We start from the raw sequence: 18,035 nt of genomic DNA, 5'->3' as shown, positions 1-18,035 counted from the left end.
TCAGATCGCTGAGCCGAGTTGGAAGATGGGCAGGTACATTGCGACCACCAGGCCGCCGACAATAACACCCAGCACCACCATGATGAACGGTTCCATCAGGGTGGTGAGGGAGTCGACCATATTGTCGACCTCGTCTTCGTAGAAACCTGCCACCTTGTCGAGCATGTCGTCGAGTGCGCCCGACTCCTCGCCTATGGCGGTCATCTGAATGGCCATATTCGGGAAAATACCGGACGTGCGCATGGAAAAATTCAGCTGCATACCCGTCGCAACGTCCTGTCGGATGCGCAACACCGCGCGTTTGAACACGATGTTGCCGGTGGCGCCGGCCACCGATTCCAAGGCCTCGACCAGCGGCACGCCAGCGGCGAAGGTCGTCGACAGCGTGCGGGCGAAACGGGCCACGGCGGACTTGTACATCAAGGTCCCCACCAGCGGCAGTTTCAGCAGCCAGGTGTCCATTCGGTCACGAAAACCTTGCGAGGTTTTCAGGGCATGGCGTACAGCGAAAGCAGCCGTGACCAGTACGCCCAGCAGCATCCACCACCATGCTTGCATGAATTGCGACAGGTCGATGACCATCAAGGTAAAGGACGGCAATTGAGCGCCAAAGCCCTTGAACACCGATTCGAATTGCGGCACCACCTCGACCAGCAGGATGCCAGTCACGATGATCGCAACACACACCACGATCAGCGGGTAGGTCATGGCTTTCCTGATTTTCGCCTTGAGACTTTCGCTTTTCTCCTTGTAGGTCGCCACCCGTTCCAGCAGCGTGTCCAGCGCGCCAGCCTGCTCCCCGGCGTCTACCAGGTTGCAGTACAACTCATCGAAATATTGCGGTTTTTTACGCAGGGCGGTGGCGAAGCTATTGCCCGCCGCCACTTCCTGTTTCACCTCATCAACGAGCTTGCGCATGGCCGGGTTATCGAAGCCTTCACCGATGATGTCGAAAGACAGCAACAACGGCACGCCGGCTTTCATCATGGTTGCCATTTGCCGGGTGAAGAGGGCGATGTCCTGGGCCTTGATACGTTTGCCCAGATTGAAAATCGACGTGGTTTTCCTGCGCACCTTGCCGGGGTTGATGCCCTGCTTGCGCAATTTCGTCCTGATCATTGCCGGGTTCTGGGCGCTCAATTCGCCCGTCACCTTCGTACCTTTCCTGTCTGTGCCTTCCCAGGTGTACACACTGGTTCTTGCTGCCTTGACTGCCATGTTCAGTCCTTGCTGACCCGGTTATAACCGCCGTTGCATTGATTGCAATCGACCGCCTCATAGATCGTGAATGTGCCGATGCGTTCCTCGGGGTTCCGGGCGCAAGCAATTGAAGACTTATAGCCTAGTCAAGCGGGGGAACAAAACCTGCGGTCTTGAGGTGACAAAAAGTGTCAGATAGTGCGGTTCCTGGGGGTAGGAAGGGCTTCGTGGCAACGATTGCACCCCGCGAACAAGGTACGCCGGGCTTGGCATGGGCTGTGCTGCAGCAGGTGCAGATCATGAGATTTCGACTCATGCACGGAGGCTGTCATTGAATAATCAAAAAGGCTTTACCCTGATCGAGTTGCTGATAGTCGTGGCGATCATCGGGATCCTGGCGACGTTTGCGATCCCTGCTTACTCCAAGTACCAGGCGCGGGCCAAGGTCACGGCAGGTCTGGCCGAGATTTCAGCATTGAAGGTGGCGTTTGAAGACCTGATGAACCAAGGAACAGATCCGGACCTGACGCAGGTGGGCGGCTCCGCCACCACGTCCAACTGCGCCACGACCGCAGTGGGCAAAGCAGCAGAAGGTACTGGCACGATTGGTTGCACAATCCTCAATGCTCCGGCGCAGGTGTTGAATAAAACCATTACCTTGACCCGCTCGTTGACTGGCTGGACGTGCACCACCGGTGTCGAACAGGAGTACGCGCCGAAAGGCTGCAAGGGCGTTGAGCCAAAAGCCTGATCCATACGCTTGTTTGCCCGATACCCCGCTCAGTGCGGGGTATTTTTTTGCTCGCCGTTCAGAAATTTCGAGTAATTGAGAAAACTTCCAACAATTCATGGCCTTAGGCCTTCTTTAAAACCCGCAACTTGCATGTAGATAATTTCCAACTCATGCATTTTGCATGATTGTGAAAAATGACTGTTTTTATAAGCAATTGATTTATAAGTAATTGTTGTCTGTTTCAAAGTTGGCACAGCGTTCGCAATATCTCTGGTAACCCTGCTGACAAGCTAACCAGCAGACTTTCCAGAAAAACAGGAGTTACTCGTATGAAGAAGTTCGCTATTGCTGCCGCTACTGCTACCGCGCTGACCCTGACCATGGCCAACGCTGCATTTGCCCAGGCTCAGGCCACACAAGGCCCGATTATGCTGGCCGCCGGTGAAATGACCGAAGCGAAAGAGGATGTTTCCGATACCTGGATCACTACCAAAGTCAAATCAGACCTGGTCACCGAAAAAGGGATTCCAGGTACCGATATCAAAGTGGAAACCAACAAAGGTGTTGTGTCCCTGTCGTCCACCGTTGCTGTAACGGATGCACAGAAAGCCACCGCCGTGGCGATCACCAAGAAAATCAAAGGCGTCAAGGCGGTCTCCGCTGACGGCCTGAAAGCCGAGTAAGGCAAGACTTCTCGCCTGGACTGGGAGAAGGCGCGGCAGACGGGCTGAGTCATACGTCTGCCGCAACCTGATAGTTCATGCGACCGGCCACAAGGATGTGGCCATTACAGGCCCTGGCATTCGTGTCGGGGCCTGTTCTATTCAAAGCAGAGATCGCAGCCTTCGGCAGCTCCTACATGGGTTTGTGTAGACCAGTAGGAGCTGCCGAAGGCTGCGATCTTTTGCTGTTGCCGTTATTCGGCGTCCAGATGCAGGGGCGTAACGACCTTGCCGTCTTTTTCCGCTTCGCCCAACTGGGCATCGATGAAGTACACACGGTCATCGGCGAGCTGGCCTTTATCGACCAGATAGTCCTTGATGCTGCTGGCGCGTTCCTGGCCCAGCTCACGCAACAGCACTTCGCTGGAACTCCAGAACTGGATCACCTGCTCGCGCATTTTCGCGGTGCGTTCTTCTTTGCCCAGGTCTTTCCATTCAGCAGGTGGCTGGACCTTCAGGCGTGTGCGGTAGATCCCTTCCAGCAGCGGACCTTTCTCGCTATCGGGTACCTCCAGCAAATTTGCCTTGGCCGGAACCTTGTCGCCACGGCGCTGGAGCATTTTGTAGTAGTTGTACTGATATTCCCGTTCCAGGCGTTGCTCGGCGAGCAGCGGGCCGTCGCTGCTCTTGGCGGCAGTGCCTTCGATTTCCAGGCGCAGGGCCGGACGTTCCTTCAGGGCCTGGGACAGTTTGACCAGTGCCGCTTCAGCGTCCTTGTTCAGTTCGCTTGACCCCGGGGCGAATGCCACGGTGCCCAGGTCTTGCGAGCCACCACCGGCCACCAGGCCACCAATGAGTTTGAACGGCGCGGCCGCGGCCTTGACGATCAGGTTGCGCAGGGTCTGCCAGACAATCGGCATCACGCTGAATTGTGGATTGTTCAGGTCACCGCTCACCGGCAGTTCAATGGAAATCTTGCCATCGACATCCTTGAGCAAGGCGATGGCCAGTTTCAATGGCAGGCTCACGGCGTCCGGGCTGTCGACCTTTTCGCCCAGTTGCAACTGTTCGACCACCACTTTGTTCTCAGCCTTGAGCTGGCCCTTGACGATCACGTAATGCAGATCGAGGTTGAGTCGGCCCTTGCGGATGCGATAACCGGCGAACTTGCCGGAGTAGGGGGTTAATGTGGTCAGTTCCACGCGTTTGAAGCTGGTGGCGATGTCGAGGCTGGCCATCGGGTCGAACGGGTTGACCGCGCCTTTGATGGTCACTGGTGCATAGCGGTCAACCTTGCCTTTGATGTCGACACTGGCCGGTTTCGCCTGACGGCTGTCGATGGTGCCGATCGAACCGTTGAGCTGCTGAATGGCGGTGGCGAAGTTCGGGGTCAGGCTGAAGTCGGCGAAGTTCGCAGAACCGTCGTTGATGGCGATGCCGCCGATGTGGATGCCCAGGGGCTTGTCCTTGCTGGCGGTGGGTTTGGCGGCGGCGGGCTTGGCGCCGGCGTCGGCCGGTTGCGGGATCAGCAGGTCATCGATGTTGGTGGTCCGGTCATCGTTGATCATGAAGCGCGCATAGGGTTGCAGCAGATTGATCTTGTCGATCGACAGGCTGTCGCCGTGTTGGTAGTTCAGGCCTTCTACCACCAATTGTTGCCACTTGAGAAAGTCGCGGGTTTTCAGGGTGTCGAGGGTATGCAATTGATCGACCTGGGCGCGGCCGGTGACGCTGAGCACCAGCGGATCGGTGCTTTTCAGGTTGACCGCCAGGTCGCTGCCGAGCATGCCACTGCGCAGTTCCAGGCGAATGAACGGGCTGATGTAGGACTGGGCGACGCGCAGGTCGATGTCCTTGGTCTGTACATTGAGTCGGGCGCTGACTGGGGCCAGGTTGACCTCGCCATCGGCCGTGAGCTTGCCCTGTTTGCCTACGCCGGTGTCGAGCTTGAGGAGGAAGGGCGAGCCATTGAGACTGTCGAACTTCTGTAAGTCGAGATTCAGCGGGCTCAGTTCCAGTTCCACCGCAGGTTGTGCTTTGCGGTCCGCCAGATGCACTTTGTAATCGCGCAATTGCACATCATTGAGAAGCACTTGCCACGGTTTGCCTGGCGTCGCGGGTTCGGGTTTCGGCGAATCGGCCGCCGCCGGGGTGCTCGGCGGTTCGGCGTTGGCCTTGGCCGCTGGTTTGGACGGTTGGCTGGCGAACAGTTTCTGCCAGTCGAGTTGCCCGTCGGCTTCCAGGGCTGCCCAGGTTTCCAGCTTGTGGCTGCGGATCTTGCCGACCACCACTTGTTGCTTGGCCAGGTCGACAGTGGTTTCGCTGATGTCCAGGCGTTCGAGTCTCGCCAGCGGCCGTCCATCCGGGGCCTTGATCGCGAAGGGGGCGATACTGACCGCGACATTGTTTAGCAGCAGTTCGGTTTGCTTGGACAGGTTGAGTTTGTAATCGGTACTGAGGCTGACTACGCCGCTTTCGAGGTCCAGCGGCACGGCGTCGCGCACATAGGGCCAGAAAGCTTTCATCTTGCCGTCGGTGATTTTCAGCTTACCTTCGGAGGCGAGTGGGATCAGGCTGAAGTTGCCGGTCCAGTCGATCTGACCGCCGTTGGGACCAATTGCCACCAGCGTCATGTTGGCACTGTCTTCCGGCAGGGTGCTGAGGTTCTTGAGTTCGAAATCGAGCTTGTCGTAGAGGAATTCGATGGCTTCGCTGGGGCGTGCATCCTTGAAGTGCAGCGATCCATCCACCAGTTTGATTCGGTCGATGCGCAGCGGGAATGGCTTGGCGTCAGGGTCGACGGGTGTCGGCTCGCTGGCCGGCAATTTGAACAACCCGATCAGGTTGAGCTTGCCGTCCTTGCCGAAGAGCACCTCGGTCTTGGATTTTTCCAGCTCGATATCCGACAGGTGCAGCGCTTTGGTCCAGAGGCTGTCGAGTTGCAGGTTGGCGTACAGGCGCTCGAAGCCGACCTGCTCCTTGCCGGGCTCGCCAATGTTCAGGCCCCAAAGGGTTACTTCAAGGCTGAACGGGTTGAGTTCGATCCGTTGGATCTTGGCGGGCGTCGTGGCGTAGTTGGCCAGTTGCTGGTTGGCAACGCGCAACGCGATGCCGGGCAAAATGAGAAAGCCCAGCAGACTGTAGAGGGCCAGAGCAGTCAACAAGGCGCCGATGGCGCGAATCAATCCTTTGTACATGTATGGCTTCATCTGTCTGGATCGGAGTGCCTTGGAGTATGGCACGCGATTTCGGTTCCGAAGTCCTTACATCGGGCAGGATTTATCTGAAAACAACGGCGACTTTCAGAGCTGCAGAATCAGGGTTTTCAGGGGCGGCTGCTGATCCATCGACGGGAAGTCGGCGCCCGGTTTCATGACGGTCCACTCGCGTACCGGACGGCCGGCCTTCTCGGCGCAACGCAAGACCTGCTCGCGCCAGTCGTCCATGCTGACCTTTGCCAGGTTGTTGCAGCAGATCAGCACGCCATTGTCTGCGGTGGTCAGCAATGCCGGCTTGAGCAGGCTCTGGTAGTCGCGCAGCAGGTCGACGGTGCCGAAAGCACTCTTGGCCCAGGCAGGCGGATCGAGCAGCACCAGGTCGTACTGGCGCTGTTCCAGGCGTTGATAGCTCGGCAGTTTCTGCCCGCGACGCTGGCTGATGGGCAGGCCGGCCAACTGGCGAATGGCCGGGAAGTAGTCGGACTGGATGAACTCCATGGTCGGCAGTTGCGGGTTGAGCAAGCCATTCTCGCGCCCGACCGCCAGGTTGCCTTCGGCGAAATCCAGGTTGCACACCTGGCTGGCACCACCGGCTGCGGCGCTGAGGCCGACCCCGCAGGTGTAGGCGAACAGGTTCAGCACGCGCTTGTTCTTGCTGTGCTCCTTGACCCAGCCACGGGTGTTGCGCAGGTCGAGGAACAACAGCGGGTCTTGCCCGGCATGGCGCCCGCGTACCCGGTAATTCAAGCCCCACTCGTGGCCAACCAGGTCTTGCAGTGCGGCTTCTTCGGCACGGTAGACGGTGTCTTCACGGTCGATGCGCGAGTTGCCACGGGAGCGGTCGTTATAGACCAGCAGGGTTTCCAGCCCCAGGTATTGATTGACGATTTCATGCAAGTGCAGCAACGCCTCGCGGTCCAGCGACTGATGGAAGCTTTGCACCATCAGTTGTGGGCCATAGCGGTCGATCGTCAGCCCTCCGGCGCCTTCCTGGCTGCCATGGAACAGGCGATAGCAGTCGGTGCCCTGGCTGTGCAACTCGGCCAGCAGGTCCTGGCGATGTTCAAGGGCGGCGCGCAGCGCCTGATTCAAGGAAGACATGCTGGGCGCCTTGCAGGAGGAATTGGGCGCGGGAGTTTAACAGCTTGAGCGCAGTAGCACTTGTAGGAGCGAGCATGCTCCGGGCGGCGTTCCGACGATGATCGTCAACGATGACGCTGGGTGCCTGACACTCCGCGCAGTATTCAAGTCCATCGCGAGCTCGCTCCTACGACAGGCCCATACGCCGTTTCGCACGATGCACCGAGCCATTGCGCACCGCCCAGCGCAGCATCGGCGCACTGCGATTGACACTGGCGCGGATCAGTTTGCGTTGCAGCGGCCCCTGGCTCACACCGAGCATGTCACTGGCCCAATCTGGCAGCAGGTCGATCCCGGCCTGCATCATCAACCCGCCGAAAGGCCGGGCCAAACGGCTGGGGGAGGGGGCGTTCAACAACAGTCGAAGTACTTCACGACTGCGTTCGTCGCACAACAGTTGCGGGCGAACGCGTTCAAGATAAGCGGCAATTTCCTGCCGGGAGCGCGGCACGTCGCGGGCGCCCAGGCGCTCGGCCACTAGTGCGATCTCTGCGTAATAACGATCCTGATCGGCCAGGGACAGCTGCGGATTTCGATAACGCAGGTGCGCTGCTAGGAAGTTGCTGACCTCGGCGACGTGCACCCAGGTCAGCAGGTCGGGATCGCTGGCGGCATAGGGCCGGCCATCGGGCGCGGTGCCGGTGATTTGCAGGTGGATGGTGCGCACCTTTTCGATCAGCCAGTCGGCGTCCTGTCGTGAGCCGAAGGTGGTGCCGGAGATGAATTGCCCGGTGCGGCGCAAGCGACCGAGCATATCCTCGCGGAAATTCGAATGGTCCCACACACCGGCCAAGGCCAGCGGGTGCAGCGCTTGCAGCATCAGGGCGCTGATACCGCCGATCAACATGCTGCTGAAGTCGGCGTGGACTTGCCAGCTCACTGAATCCGGTCCGAACAGCCCAGGATCGCCCTTGGGGTTTTCCAGGTCGAGCTTGCCCAGGGACAGGCCGGTCAGGCTCATGATCTGGGTTTCGATACGGCTGCGAATGAATTCCATGGTGTCCCGGTGATTTTCCGTAGGCGGCGGCAGTACGTTATTGGTTCAGGCGCTTGTCGATCAAGCCCTGGACCACGCTCGGGTCGGCCAGAGTCGAGGTATCTCCCAGGCTGTCCAGTTCGTTACAGGCAATCTTACGCAGAATGCGCCGCATGATCTTGCCCGAACGGGTTTTCGGCAAGGCCGGCGCCCATTGGATCAGGTCGGGCTTGGCGAAGCTGCCAATCTCCTTGCTGACGTGGGCCAGCAAGGTTTTCTTCAGTTCTTCGTTGGGCTCGACACCGTTCATGGGAGTGACGAAGGCGTAGATGCCCTGGCCCTTGACGTCATGGGGGTAACCGACCACGGCGGCTTCGGCGATGCTGTCGTGCAGCACCAGGGCGCTCTCCACTTCGGCAGTGCCGATGCGGTGCCCGGAGACATTGATGACGTCGTCGATGCGCCCGGTGATCCAGTAGTCACCGTCTTCGTCGCGGCGGGCGCCATCGCCGGTGAAATAGTAGCCGGGGTAGGGCTTGAAGTATGTGTCGACCATCCGTTGCGGATCGCCATAGACGCTGCGGATCTGCGCTGGCCAGCTTGATTTCAGGGCGAGCACGCCGCTCCCGGCGCCTTTGATTTCCTTGCCATGTTCGTCCAGTAACACCGGCTGCACGCCGAACATCGGTTGTGTCGCGCAGCCTGGTTTGATCCGTTGCGCACTGACCAGCGGGCTGAGCATGATGCCGCCGGTTTCGGTCTGCCACCAGGTATCGACAATTGGGCAGCGTTGTTCGCCGACGACATTGAAGTACCACTCCCACGCTTCCGGATTGATCGGCTCACCGACGGTGCCGAGCAATCTGAGGCTGGAGCGGGACGTTTCCTGCAACGGTTCTGCGCCCTCGCGCATTAGAGCGCGCAATGCGGTGGGGGCGGTGTAGAAGATATTCACTTTGTGCTTGTCGATCACCTGCCAGAACCTCGAGGTGCTCGGGTAGCTCGGCACGCCTTCGAAGATCAGGGTGGTGGCGCCATTGGCCAGGGGCCCGTAGACGATGTAGCTGTGGCCAGTGACCCAGCCGACATCGGCGGTGCACCAGAAAACTTCGCCATCGCGGTAGTCCAGGACATATTTGAAGGTCATTGCCGCTTGCAGCAGGTAGCCCCCCGTCGTGTGCAGCACGCCTTTGGGTTTACCGGTGCTGCCGGAGGTGTAGAGGATGAACAGCGGGTCTTCGGCGTCCATCGGCTCGGGCGGGCAGTCGTCGCCGACGTCACGCAGTGCCTGGTGATACCAGAGATCCCGGCCCTCGACCCAGTTCACCGGGTTCTGGGTCCGTTCCACCACGACCACGGTGCTGACATCCGGGCAGCTTTGCAGCGCCTTGTCGACATTGTGCTTGAGCGGCACGAACTTGCCTCCGCGCACGCCTTCATCGGCGGTAATCACTGTGCGACAGTCGGCGTCGAGGATCCGGTCGCGCAACGAATCCGGCGAGAAGCCACCGAACACCACCGAATGCACTGCACCGATGCGTGAGCAGGCGAGCATGGCGTAGGCGGCTTCAGGGATCATCGGCATGTAGATGCATACACGATCGCCTTTCTTCACGCCACGGCTCTTGAGCACGTTGGCCAGGCGGCAGACGTAATGGTGAAGCTTCTTGTAGGTGATTTGCGTGGATTCGGCGGGGTCGTCGCCTTCCCAGATGATCGCGGTCTGATCGCCGCGTGTTGCCAGGTGACGGTCGATGCAGTTGTAGCTGACGTTCAGCCTGGCGCCGGCAAACCAATGGGCTTCACCGGTTTTCAGATCGTAGCGCTGGACGGTTTGCCACGGTGTGCTCCAGTCGAGGAAGCGGGTGGCTTGTTCGGCCCAGAAGGTGCTGGGGTGCTCGATGGATTCGCGGTACAGGCGGTGATAGTCGTCCTGACTCAATTGTGCAGCCCGGCGCACGGCATCGGCTTTGGGGAACGTGCTGATATCGAACATGACGGTTCCTTCTTCTTGTTTGGCGACAAGAGGGGAGCTGCGCGACCCTCGTAGGAGCTGCCGAAGGCTGCGATCTTTTGACTTTGCTTTTAGAAGATCAAAAGATCGCAGCCTGCGGCAGCTCCTACAAGGTTAGTTCCCCGCAGGAACGGTGTCAGATCAGCCGCGGTGACGCCCGCGGAAGTAGTTGATCAAGCCCTGGGTAGACGCGTCGTCAGCCGGGGTTTCTTCGCTGCCGACCAGGCGGTTGTAGACGCCTTTGCCCAGCTCCTTGCCCAACTCCACACCCCATTGGTCGAAGGCGTTGATGCCCCATATCACGCTTTGTACGAAGACTTTGTGCTCGTACATCGCCACCAGCGCACCCAGGCGCCGCGGGCTGATACGCTCGACCACCAGGGTATTGCTCGGACGGTTGCCCGGGATCACCTTGTGCGGCGCAAGGCTCTGCACCTGTTCTTCGCTCATGCCTTTGTCACGCAGCTCGGCCTGGGCTTCGGCCAGTGTCTTGCCGAGCATCAGCGCCTGGCTTTGCGACAGGCAGTTGGCATACAGCCACTGGTGGTGGTCGGCCACCGGGTTGAAGCTGACGATCGGCACGATGAAGTCGGCCGGGATCAGTTGGGTGCCCTGGTGCAGCAACTGGTGGTAAGCGTGCTGGCCGTTGCAGCCTACACCGCCCCAGATCACCGGGCCGGTATCGGTGCTGACGGGCGTACCGTCCTGGCGCACGCTCTTGCCATTGGATTCCATGTCCAGCTGTTGCAGGTGCTTGGTAATGTTCCGCAGGTAGTGGTCGTACGGCAGGATCGCGTGGCTTTGCGCACCCCAGAAATTGCCGTACCAGACGCCGAGCAGGGCCAGCAGCACCGGCATGTTCTGTTCGAAAGGGGTGTTGAGGAAGTGCTGGTCCATGGTGTAGGCACCGGACAGCAGTTCCTTGAAGTTCGACATGCCAATGGCCAGGGCGATCGGCAGGCCGATGGCCGACCACAGCGAGTAACGCCCGCCGACCCAGTCCCACATCGGGAAGATGTTTTCTTCGCGGATGCCGAACGCCACGGCGGCAGCGTTGTTGCTCGATACCGCAATGAAGTGGCGATGCAACTCGGCTTCCGAACCACCTTGGGCCAGGTACCAGGCGCGTGCGGCCTGGGCGTTTTTCAGGGTTTCGAGGGTGTTGAAGGATTTCGACGAGACGATGAACAAGGTGGTCTCGGCGCGCAGTTTCAGCGCCAGTTCGTGGAACTCACTGCCATCGATGTTCGCCAGGTAGTGGCAGCGCACGCCTTTCTGGGCATAGGCCAGCAGGGCTTCGGACACCAGCTCGGGGCCGAGGAACGAACCGCCGATGCCGATGTTGACCACGTCAGTGATCGGCTTTTCGGAGTAGCCGCGCCACAGGCCGTCGTGGATGCGGCCCACCAGGTCAGTGATCTGGTTCAGCACCTTGTGTACTTCAGGCATCACGTTGACGCCGTTGACCGACAACTTGTCGCCAACCGGGCGACGCAGGGCGGTGTGCAGGGCGGGGCGTCCTTCGGAGGCATTGACGATTTCGCCATCGAACAGCGCCTTGATCGCGCCCTTGAGGTCGACTTCGTCGGCCAGGCCTACCAGCAGGTCACGGGTCTGGGCGTTGATCAGGTTTTTCGAATAGTCGAGAAACAGGCCGCAGCTACTGAGAGTGAATTGGGTAAAACGCTGCGGGTCGGCGTTGAACGCCTCGCGCATGTTGAAATCCTGCATGGCCTGGCGGTGGTCTTTCAACGCTTGCCAGGCGGGCAGGGCGGTCACGTCGTGGGGGGTGCGGTAGTACGCCATCGCTGCGGGTTTCCTTTTACTTGAACTGCCTTTAAGACACTGAAAATACCGGAATGTCCTGACCACCGTCTGAGTGGTATCCGGTTAGCCTGCGTGCACACGATTAAATAGCGCAGGCCGGTAACAGTAAACCCAGAGAGACGATCTGTCTTGGCTTTGTCGGACCTGCGACCGGTACTTTTTTATACCGGCGCAGTCGTGGGGGCGTTGTGGGGGGGAATTCAGGCGGGGGTGTCGAGGTTCAGGTGCAAATTGTCAATCAAGCGCGTCGTCCCCAGGAACGCCGCCACCAGGATGACCAGGTCGCGATCTTCCGGGGTTGCCGGGCGCAGGCTCATACCATGACGAATTTCCAGGTAGTCGGGGCGCAGGCCCGCCGCTTCGAGTTGTTGCAGCTTGGTGCGGATCAGGGCCGGGTAATCACGCTCACCCTGCCTGATCGCTTCGGCGATCTCGCTCAGCGTGCGATACACCACCGGTGCCACGGCGCGCTGGTCTTCGGTGAGGAAGCCATTGCGCGATGACAGTGCCAGGCCATCGGCCGCCCGTACCGTCGGCTCGCCGATGATCTGGATCGGCATGTTCAGGTCATGCACCAGCGCGCGAATGACCGCCAGTTGCTGGAAGTCTTTCTGGCCGAAGATCGCCAGGTCCGGCTGGACCATGTTGAACAGCTTGCTGACCACCGTTGCTACACCTTCGAAATGCCCTGGACGGCTGGCGCCGCACAGGCCTTCGGAAAGTTGCGGGACGCTGACGCGGGTCTGTCCGGCCATGCCGTCGGGGTACATCTCTTCAACGGTTGGCGCGAACAGCAGGTCGCAGCCCGCTTCAAGGAGTTTTTCCTGATCGGCGGCGAGGGTGCGCGGGTATTTGTCGAGGTCTTCGCCGGCACCGAACTGCAACGGGTTGACGAAAATGCTCGCAACCACGAAATCCACCCGTTGGGTGGCCTTGGTGATCAGTGCGACATGACCGCTGTGCAGGTTGCCCATGGTTGGCACGAAGCCGATGCGCTTGCCTTCACCGCGGGCACGGGCCACGGCGGCCCGTAGTTCGCGGACGGTTTTGACGGTGTTCATGCAGAGAATCCATGTTCGGTGCCAGGGAAAGTCGACGCCTTGACTTCGCTGACATAGGCGCTCAAGGCGGCCTGAATACTGGTTTGGCCGGTCATGAAGTTTTTCACGAACTTGGGGACGCGACCGGTAATGGACAGGCCCAGCATGTCATGCAGCACGAGTACCTGGCCGTCGGTGTGGTGGCCGGCGCCAATCCCGATGACCGGAATGTTCACGGCCTGGGTGATTTCTGCGGCCAGTTCGCTGGGCACGCATTCGAGCAGCAACATCGCCGCGCCGGCCTGCTCCAGGGCAATGGCATCGGCACGCATCTGCCGCGCCTGGTTTTCATTGCGACCCTGGACCTTGTAGCCACCGAGGATGTTCACCGATTGCGGGGTCAGGCCCATGTGGGCACAGACCGGAACGCCTCGTTCCGCCAGCAGGCGGATCGAGTCCGCCAACCACAATGCGCCTTCGACCTTGATCATGTGAGCGCCGGACTGCATCAGCAGGGCGCTGTTGGTCATGGTCTGTTCCGTGGTGGCGTAGGCCATGAAGGGCAAGTCGGCAAGGATCAAGGCGTCGGTGTTACCGCGTTTGACGGCCGCCACGTGGTAAGCCATTTCGGCGGTGGTCACTGGCAGGGTGCTGTCATGACCTTGCAGAACCATGCCGAGGGAGTCGCCCACCAGCAGCACTTCGACACCGGCCTGGTTGCAGGCGTGGGCGAAGGTTGCGTCATAGCAGGTCAGCATGGTGATTTTTTCACCTTTGTGCTTGAGACCTTGCAGAGTGGTCAGGGTGATGGCTGGCATGAAAAGTTCCTCATTCAGGCGCTGTGGAAACTACTGCGAGTAACGCGCGTGATTCTTCGTTAAATACAGGCGCACGGTCTTCTGTCGTGCTTTTAAGGCCTGGATTGCGCCCTTGATGCCGTGATGGCGGCAGCGGGACGCCTATAGTCGTGAGGAGAACGTGGGAAGTCAATTGCGTGTGTTACCGCATTGTTACGAGGAGGGTGTTACCGCTGGGACTGATGCGTTTCAGCAGCCTTGGACCTTTTGTTCGACGCAAATCAATGTGGGAGCGGGCTTGCTCGCGAATACGGTGTGTCATACAAAATTGATCTCGACTGACACACCGCATTCGCGAGCAAGCCCGCTCCCACAGGGGGTTTGTGTCAATTTGTAGCCAGGCGTTCCAGGCCGACGAACGGGCACGCATTGAGCAATTCTGCCAGGCTGCGGCCATCAGCCAGGCGCAGATCCACAGGGGCCAATTCTGCCAATGGATAGAGCACAAAGGCCCGCTCGTGCATATGGTAATGCGGGACTTTGAGGCGAGGCTCGTCAATCAGGCGGTCACCGAACAGCAGGATGTCGAGATCCAGGGTGCGCGGCCCCCAGCGCTCAAGGCGCTCGCGGCCTTGGTCGTTTTCAATGGATTGCAAGGCGTCCAGCAGCTCAAGCGGTGCCAGAGTGCTGTCGAGAGCGGCAACCGCGTTGGTGTAGCGCGGTTGGCCAGGGAGCAACGAATCGCTTTGATAGAAGGCTGAAACCCCGACCAGTTCCGATTGCGGCAACTGTGCCAGCGCCAGGGTGGCGCTGCGCAGCTGTTCGGCGGGGTCAACGAGGTTGCTGCCCATGCCGATGTAGATGCGTTCCATGGATTACTCGCCCGTGGTGCTCGAAGCGTCTGCTGAACGCTTGCGCTTGGCGCCGCCGCTGCGACGACGTTTGCGTGGGCCGCCGGTGCCGTCGTCCTTGCCACTGAGGTCGCGAATCATGTCGCGCCGCTCACTGTCGTTGGCGTCCTGGTAGTCCGTCCACCATTCGCCCAGGCCATCGGTCTGCTCGCCCGCGCTTTCGCGTAGTAGCAGGAAGTCGTAGCCGGCGCGGAATCGCGGATTGTCCAGCAGCAGGTCGGCACGTTTGCCGCTGCGCCGTGGCAGGCGCTCCTGCATGTCCCAGATCTCGCGGATCGGCATGGTGAAGCGTTTCGGGATCGCGATGCGCTGGCACTGCTCGGCAATCAGTTCGTGAGCCGCTTCCTGCATCGCCGGAATTGGCGGCATGCCACGGTCCTGCAGGCGCAATACGCGCGCCGGCAGGGCAGGCCAGAGCAGGGCGGCAAACAGGAACGCCGGGGTCACCGGTTTGTTCTGCTTGATACGCAGGTCGGTGTTGATCAGGGCTTCGCTGATCAGGGTATGGGTATAGGTCGGGTTGTATTCCAGTGCCTCGGCGCTCGCCGGGAACAGTGGATCGAACAATTGCAGGTCGACCAGCATTTCAAAAGTGTCAGCGGCGTGACCGGACAGGAACAGCTTGAGCACTTCTTCGAACAAGCGGGCTGACGGGATCTCGCGCAGCATGGGGGCCAGCTCGCGGATAGGCGTGGCGCTGTGTTTTTCGATGCCGAAATTCAGCTTGGCGGCAAAACGCACGGCCCGCAGCATCCGCACCGGATCTTCCTGGTAGCGCTGCTTGGGGTCGCCAATCAAGCGGATCAGTTGGTTGCGAATGTCGTGTACGCCGTTGGCGTAATCGAGAATGCGTTCGCTGACCGGGTCGTAATACAGGGCGTTGATGGTGAAGTCGCGACGTTGGGCGTCTTCTTCCAGGGTCCCGTAGACGTTATCGCGCAGGATGCGCCCGCTTTCGTTGCGCGAAGATTGATTGGTGTCTTCCTCTTCGTCGTTTTGCGGGTGATTGGCGCGGAAGGTCGCGACTTCGATGATTTCGCGGCCAAAGTGGATGTGTACCAGTTTGAACCGGCGGCCGATGATCCGTGCATTACGGAATTCTGCCCGTACCTGTTCGGGTGTGGCACTGGTGGCGACGTCAAAGTCTTTCGGCGTGATGCCGAGCAGCATGTCTCGCACACAGCCGCCGACCAGATAGGCCTGGTACCCGGCGCCCTGTAGGCGTTCGACGATGTTCACCGCGTAACGGCTGAATTGCGCCTTTTGCAGCGAATGTTGACCGCTGTTGAGCACTTCAGGCGTGCTGCGAATGTGTTGCGTACGACGCAGGGGAGTACGGAATGACTGGAACAGCTTCTTCAGCATGGGATGCACTGTTTGAAGGAATGTTCGGCCAAAACGAAGAATGACCGCATGATGGGCGGGGATTCTAGCATTTAGTCGGGGGATGGTGTAGGACACAGCAGATTTGAGGTGTAGGCAGGTTTCCAAATCGCAGAAACCACAAGGGGAGCCGAAGCTCCCCAAGAAGTAGTTGCATGCTCTATTTTTGTTATTGGTTTCGGGCTTCTTGTTTTTGTTGAGTGCCCTTGTCATGAAGCTTTCCTTCATGACCCTCCCAATCGGGAGCCAAGAGCAAACGGATTGCTTTGGTCGCTGTGCTGCAGTGATCTTGCGATCCAACCAGTTCAGGCTCTGTCTTAAGACAGTTTTTTGTTGTTCTCGGCCTGGTCGTGGGGCAAGCCCCAAATACAACGCCTCTCCAAAAGAATCAGTTAGCTGCGCCTCTCGCCGTCTTGTTTTTATTGTGCGTGAGTCGATTCGTCTTATTTTTATTGTGTTGTTCGTTGCTTGTTATTGTTCTTGTACCAAACATATAGCAGGGTGCGTGCCAACTTTTGCGAACCCCAGTAAAACAAGGGGTTAGGTGCGTCGAGGGGGTCAACAAGGGCCAAAAAAAACCGGGGCTTCGTTACCGTAAGCCCCGGTTCTGTTACGTGAAAAACCTGAGGTAACAGTTTTTTCACAAAATCATGTGTTACCCGCACATGAGACAGGCGGCGTTCAGCTCTCGCTTGGTACCCCAGTCTTGCGCCGCGGGATGCCCAGGCGCTGACGGCGTTCCCACAGGCACTTGCGACTGACCCCCAGTTTGCGCGCCAGTTCGGTTTCGGTCATGTGATCCTGATGCTCGAGCACGAAGTGCTGGAAGTAGTCTTCCAGGGACAGGTCTTCGGTCGGCTCATGGTTATTGTTGCCGGCGTTGCTGCCACCTTGTTGCGGAGGCAGGCCGATGAACTCGTCGTCTTCCAGGTCGCCCAGTTCGATGTCGATGCCCAGCAGCTCGGCGGAAATTTCCGGGCTCTCGCACAGGATGACGGCGCGCTCGACCGCGTTTTCCAGCTCGCGAACGTTGCCTGGCCACGAGTAATGACGAATGGCTTGCTCGGCGTCCGGGGCGAACTTCAGGTCTGTCCGGTTGATTCGTGCGCTTTGGCGCGCCAGGAACGCATTGGCGATTTCATTGACGTCCGCGCCACGCTCGCGCAGGGCTGGCAGTTTCAGGGCAATCACGTGAAGCCGGTAATACAGGTCTTCACGGAACTGGCCGATCTTCGCCAGGCTCTTGAGATCGCGGTGGGTTGCAGCAATCAGGCGCACATCGACTTTCTGCGACTGGACCGAACCCACTCGGCGAATTTCACCTTCCTGCAGCACGCGCAGCAGGCGCGCCTGGGCTTCCAGTGGCAGCTCACCGATTTCATCGAGGAACAAGGTGCCTCCGTCCGCCGCTTCCACAAGGCCGGCACGTCCAGCGCTGGCGCCAGTGAATGCGCCTTTCTCGTGGCCGAACAGTTCGGACTCGATCAGGCTTTCCGGAATGGCTGCGCAGTTCACCGAAATCATCGGCGCCTTGGCCCGCCTGGAAAGGTTGTGCAGGGCGCGCGCCACCAGTTCTTTACCAGTGCCGGACTCGCCCTGGATCAGCACATTGGAGTCCGTCGGCGCGACTTTGCGGATCTTGCCATACAGGTCCTGCATCGGTGGGCACGAGCCGATGATGCCGATTTCACCGTTACTGTTGTCGCTACCGGCTTTGGCGGCAGCGTTGGCGACTTTGCCAACGACCGGTTCGCCGCTGGCTTGCGCCGTTTGCCGGTCACGCAGGATGCGCGCGACGGCCTGGAGCATTTCGTCGTGGTCGAAAGGCTTGGCGATGTAATCCACCGCGCCCATTTTCATCGAATCCACCGCCGAGCGCAGGCTGGCATAGCTGGTCATGATCAGCACCGGAGTGCCCTGGCCAAGCTTGATCAACTCGGTACCCGGCGCGCCCGGCAGGCGCAGGTCACTGACGATCAGGTCGAACGTGTTAATGGTGAAGCGTTCTTGTGCTTCCTGCACTGAACCGGCTTCGCTGACCTGGTACTGGTTACGTTCCAGCAGGCGGCGCAAGGCGGAGCGGATAATGGTTTCGTCTTCGACGATCAAAATGTGCGGCATTGATTCGATACTC

At 59.5% G+C, this 18,035-nt stretch carries 13 protein-coding genes; 2 read left to right on the top strand and 11 right to left on the bottom strand.

All coding sequences use genetic code 11. The features are described from left to right. Complete coding sequence (locus PG5_RS18280; protein WP_033039523.1) at positions 1-1,218, bottom strand: type II secretion system F family protein; 1,218 nt, start codon at positions 1,216-1,218, stop codon at positions 1-3. Between the two features lie 313 nt (positions 1,219-1,531). On the opposite strand from PG5_RS18280, the gene PG5_RS18275 reads away from it, so the two are divergent. Next, the gene (locus PG5_RS18275) at positions 1,532-1,951 is read left to right on the top strand and encodes a pilin (RefSeq protein WP_020798602.1); all 420 of its coding nucleotides are present in this window, start codon (positions 1,532-1,534) and stop codon (positions 1,949-1,951) included. A 311-nt stretch (positions 1,952-2,262) separates the two neighbouring features. After that, positions 2,263-2,616, top strand: a complete 354-nt coding sequence (locus tag PG5_RS18270) for a BON domain-containing protein (protein ID WP_020798601.1) — start codon at positions 2,263-2,265, stop codon at positions 2,614-2,616. A gap of 233 nt (positions 2,617-2,849) precedes the next feature. On the opposite strand, the gene PG5_RS18265 is transcribed toward PG5_RS18270, so the two are convergent. The 10 genes from PG5_RS18265 to PG5_RS18220 all read right to left on the bottom strand — a co-directional run bounded on the left by PG5_RS18265 (position 2,850) and on the right by PG5_RS18220 (position 18,022). Then, on the bottom strand, positions 2,850-5,804 hold the full coding sequence (locus PG5_RS18265; RefSeq protein WP_042955493.1) for a DUF748 domain-containing protein: 2,955 nt from the start codon (positions 5,802-5,804) through the stop codon (positions 2,850-2,852). 93 nt (positions 5,805-5,897) lie between these two features. Then, positions 5,898-6,914: a class I SAM-dependent rRNA methyltransferase gene (locus tag PG5_RS18260; RefSeq protein ID WP_020798599.1), complete on the bottom strand. Its 1,017-nt coding sequence runs from the start codon at positions 6,912-6,914 to the stop codon at positions 5,898-5,900. 166 nt (positions 6,915-7,080) lie between these two features. After that, positions 7,081-7,950 carry an oxygenase MpaB family protein gene (locus tag PG5_RS18255; RefSeq protein WP_020798598.1) on the bottom strand — a complete coding sequence of 290 codons (870 nt, stop codon included), beginning with the start codon at positions 7,948-7,950 and terminating at the stop codon, positions 7,081-7,083. A gap of 37 nt (positions 7,951-7,987) precedes the next feature. Then, a complete protein-coding gene (gene acs / locus PG5_RS18250) occupies positions 7,988-9,925 on the bottom strand; it encodes an acetate--CoA ligase (protein WP_020798597.1) in 1,938 nt (645 codons plus the stop codon). A gap of 159 nt (positions 9,926-10,084) precedes the next feature. Further along, complete coding sequence (gene pgi, locus PG5_RS18245; protein WP_020798596.1) at positions 10,085-11,749, bottom strand: glucose-6-phosphate isomerase; 1,665 nt, start codon at positions 11,747-11,749, stop codon at positions 10,085-10,087. Positions 11,750-11,970: 221 nt separating this feature from the next. After that, positions 11,971-12,831 carry a pantoate--beta-alanine ligase gene (gene panC / locus PG5_RS18240; RefSeq protein WP_020798595.1) on the bottom strand — a complete coding sequence of 287 codons (861 nt, stop codon included), beginning with the start codon at positions 12,829-12,831 and terminating at the stop codon, positions 11,971-11,973. After that, a complete protein-coding gene (panB, locus tag PG5_RS18235) occupies positions 12,828-13,628 on the bottom strand; it encodes a 3-methyl-2-oxobutanoate hydroxymethyltransferase (protein ID WP_020798594.1) in 801 nt (266 codons plus the stop codon). The genes panC and panB overlap by 4 nt, the downstream gene beginning before the upstream one ends. A gap of 365 nt (positions 13,629-13,993) precedes the next feature. After that, entirely contained in the window at positions 13,994-14,479 is a 486-nt protein-coding gene (gene folK, locus PG5_RS18230) for a 2-amino-4-hydroxy-6-hydroxymethyldihydropteridine diphosphokinase (RefSeq protein WP_020798593.1), read from the bottom strand. 3 nt (positions 14,480-14,482) lie between these two features. Further along, positions 14,483-15,883 (bottom strand): polynucleotide adenylyltransferase PcnB, encoded by a 1,401-nt coding sequence (locus PG5_RS18225; RefSeq protein WP_020798592.1) that lies wholly within the window; start codon positions 15,881-15,883, stop codon positions 14,483-14,485. Positions 15,884-16,582: 699 nt separating this feature from the next. After that, positions 16,583-18,022: a sigma-54 dependent transcriptional regulator gene (locus PG5_RS18220; RefSeq protein ID WP_020798591.1), complete on the bottom strand. Its 1,440-nt coding sequence runs from the start codon at positions 18,020-18,022 to the stop codon at positions 16,583-16,585. Between the last annotated feature and the right edge of the window lie 13 nt (positions 18,023-18,035).

Origin of the sequence: Pseudomonas sp. G5(2012) (assembly GCF_000408945.1) — a bacterium.
Classification (GTDB): domain Bacteria; phylum Pseudomonadota; class Gammaproteobacteria; order Pseudomonadales; family Pseudomonadaceae; genus Aquipseudomonas; species Aquipseudomonas umsongensis.
This window is presented reverse-complemented; position numbering and strand designations above follow the sequence as displayed.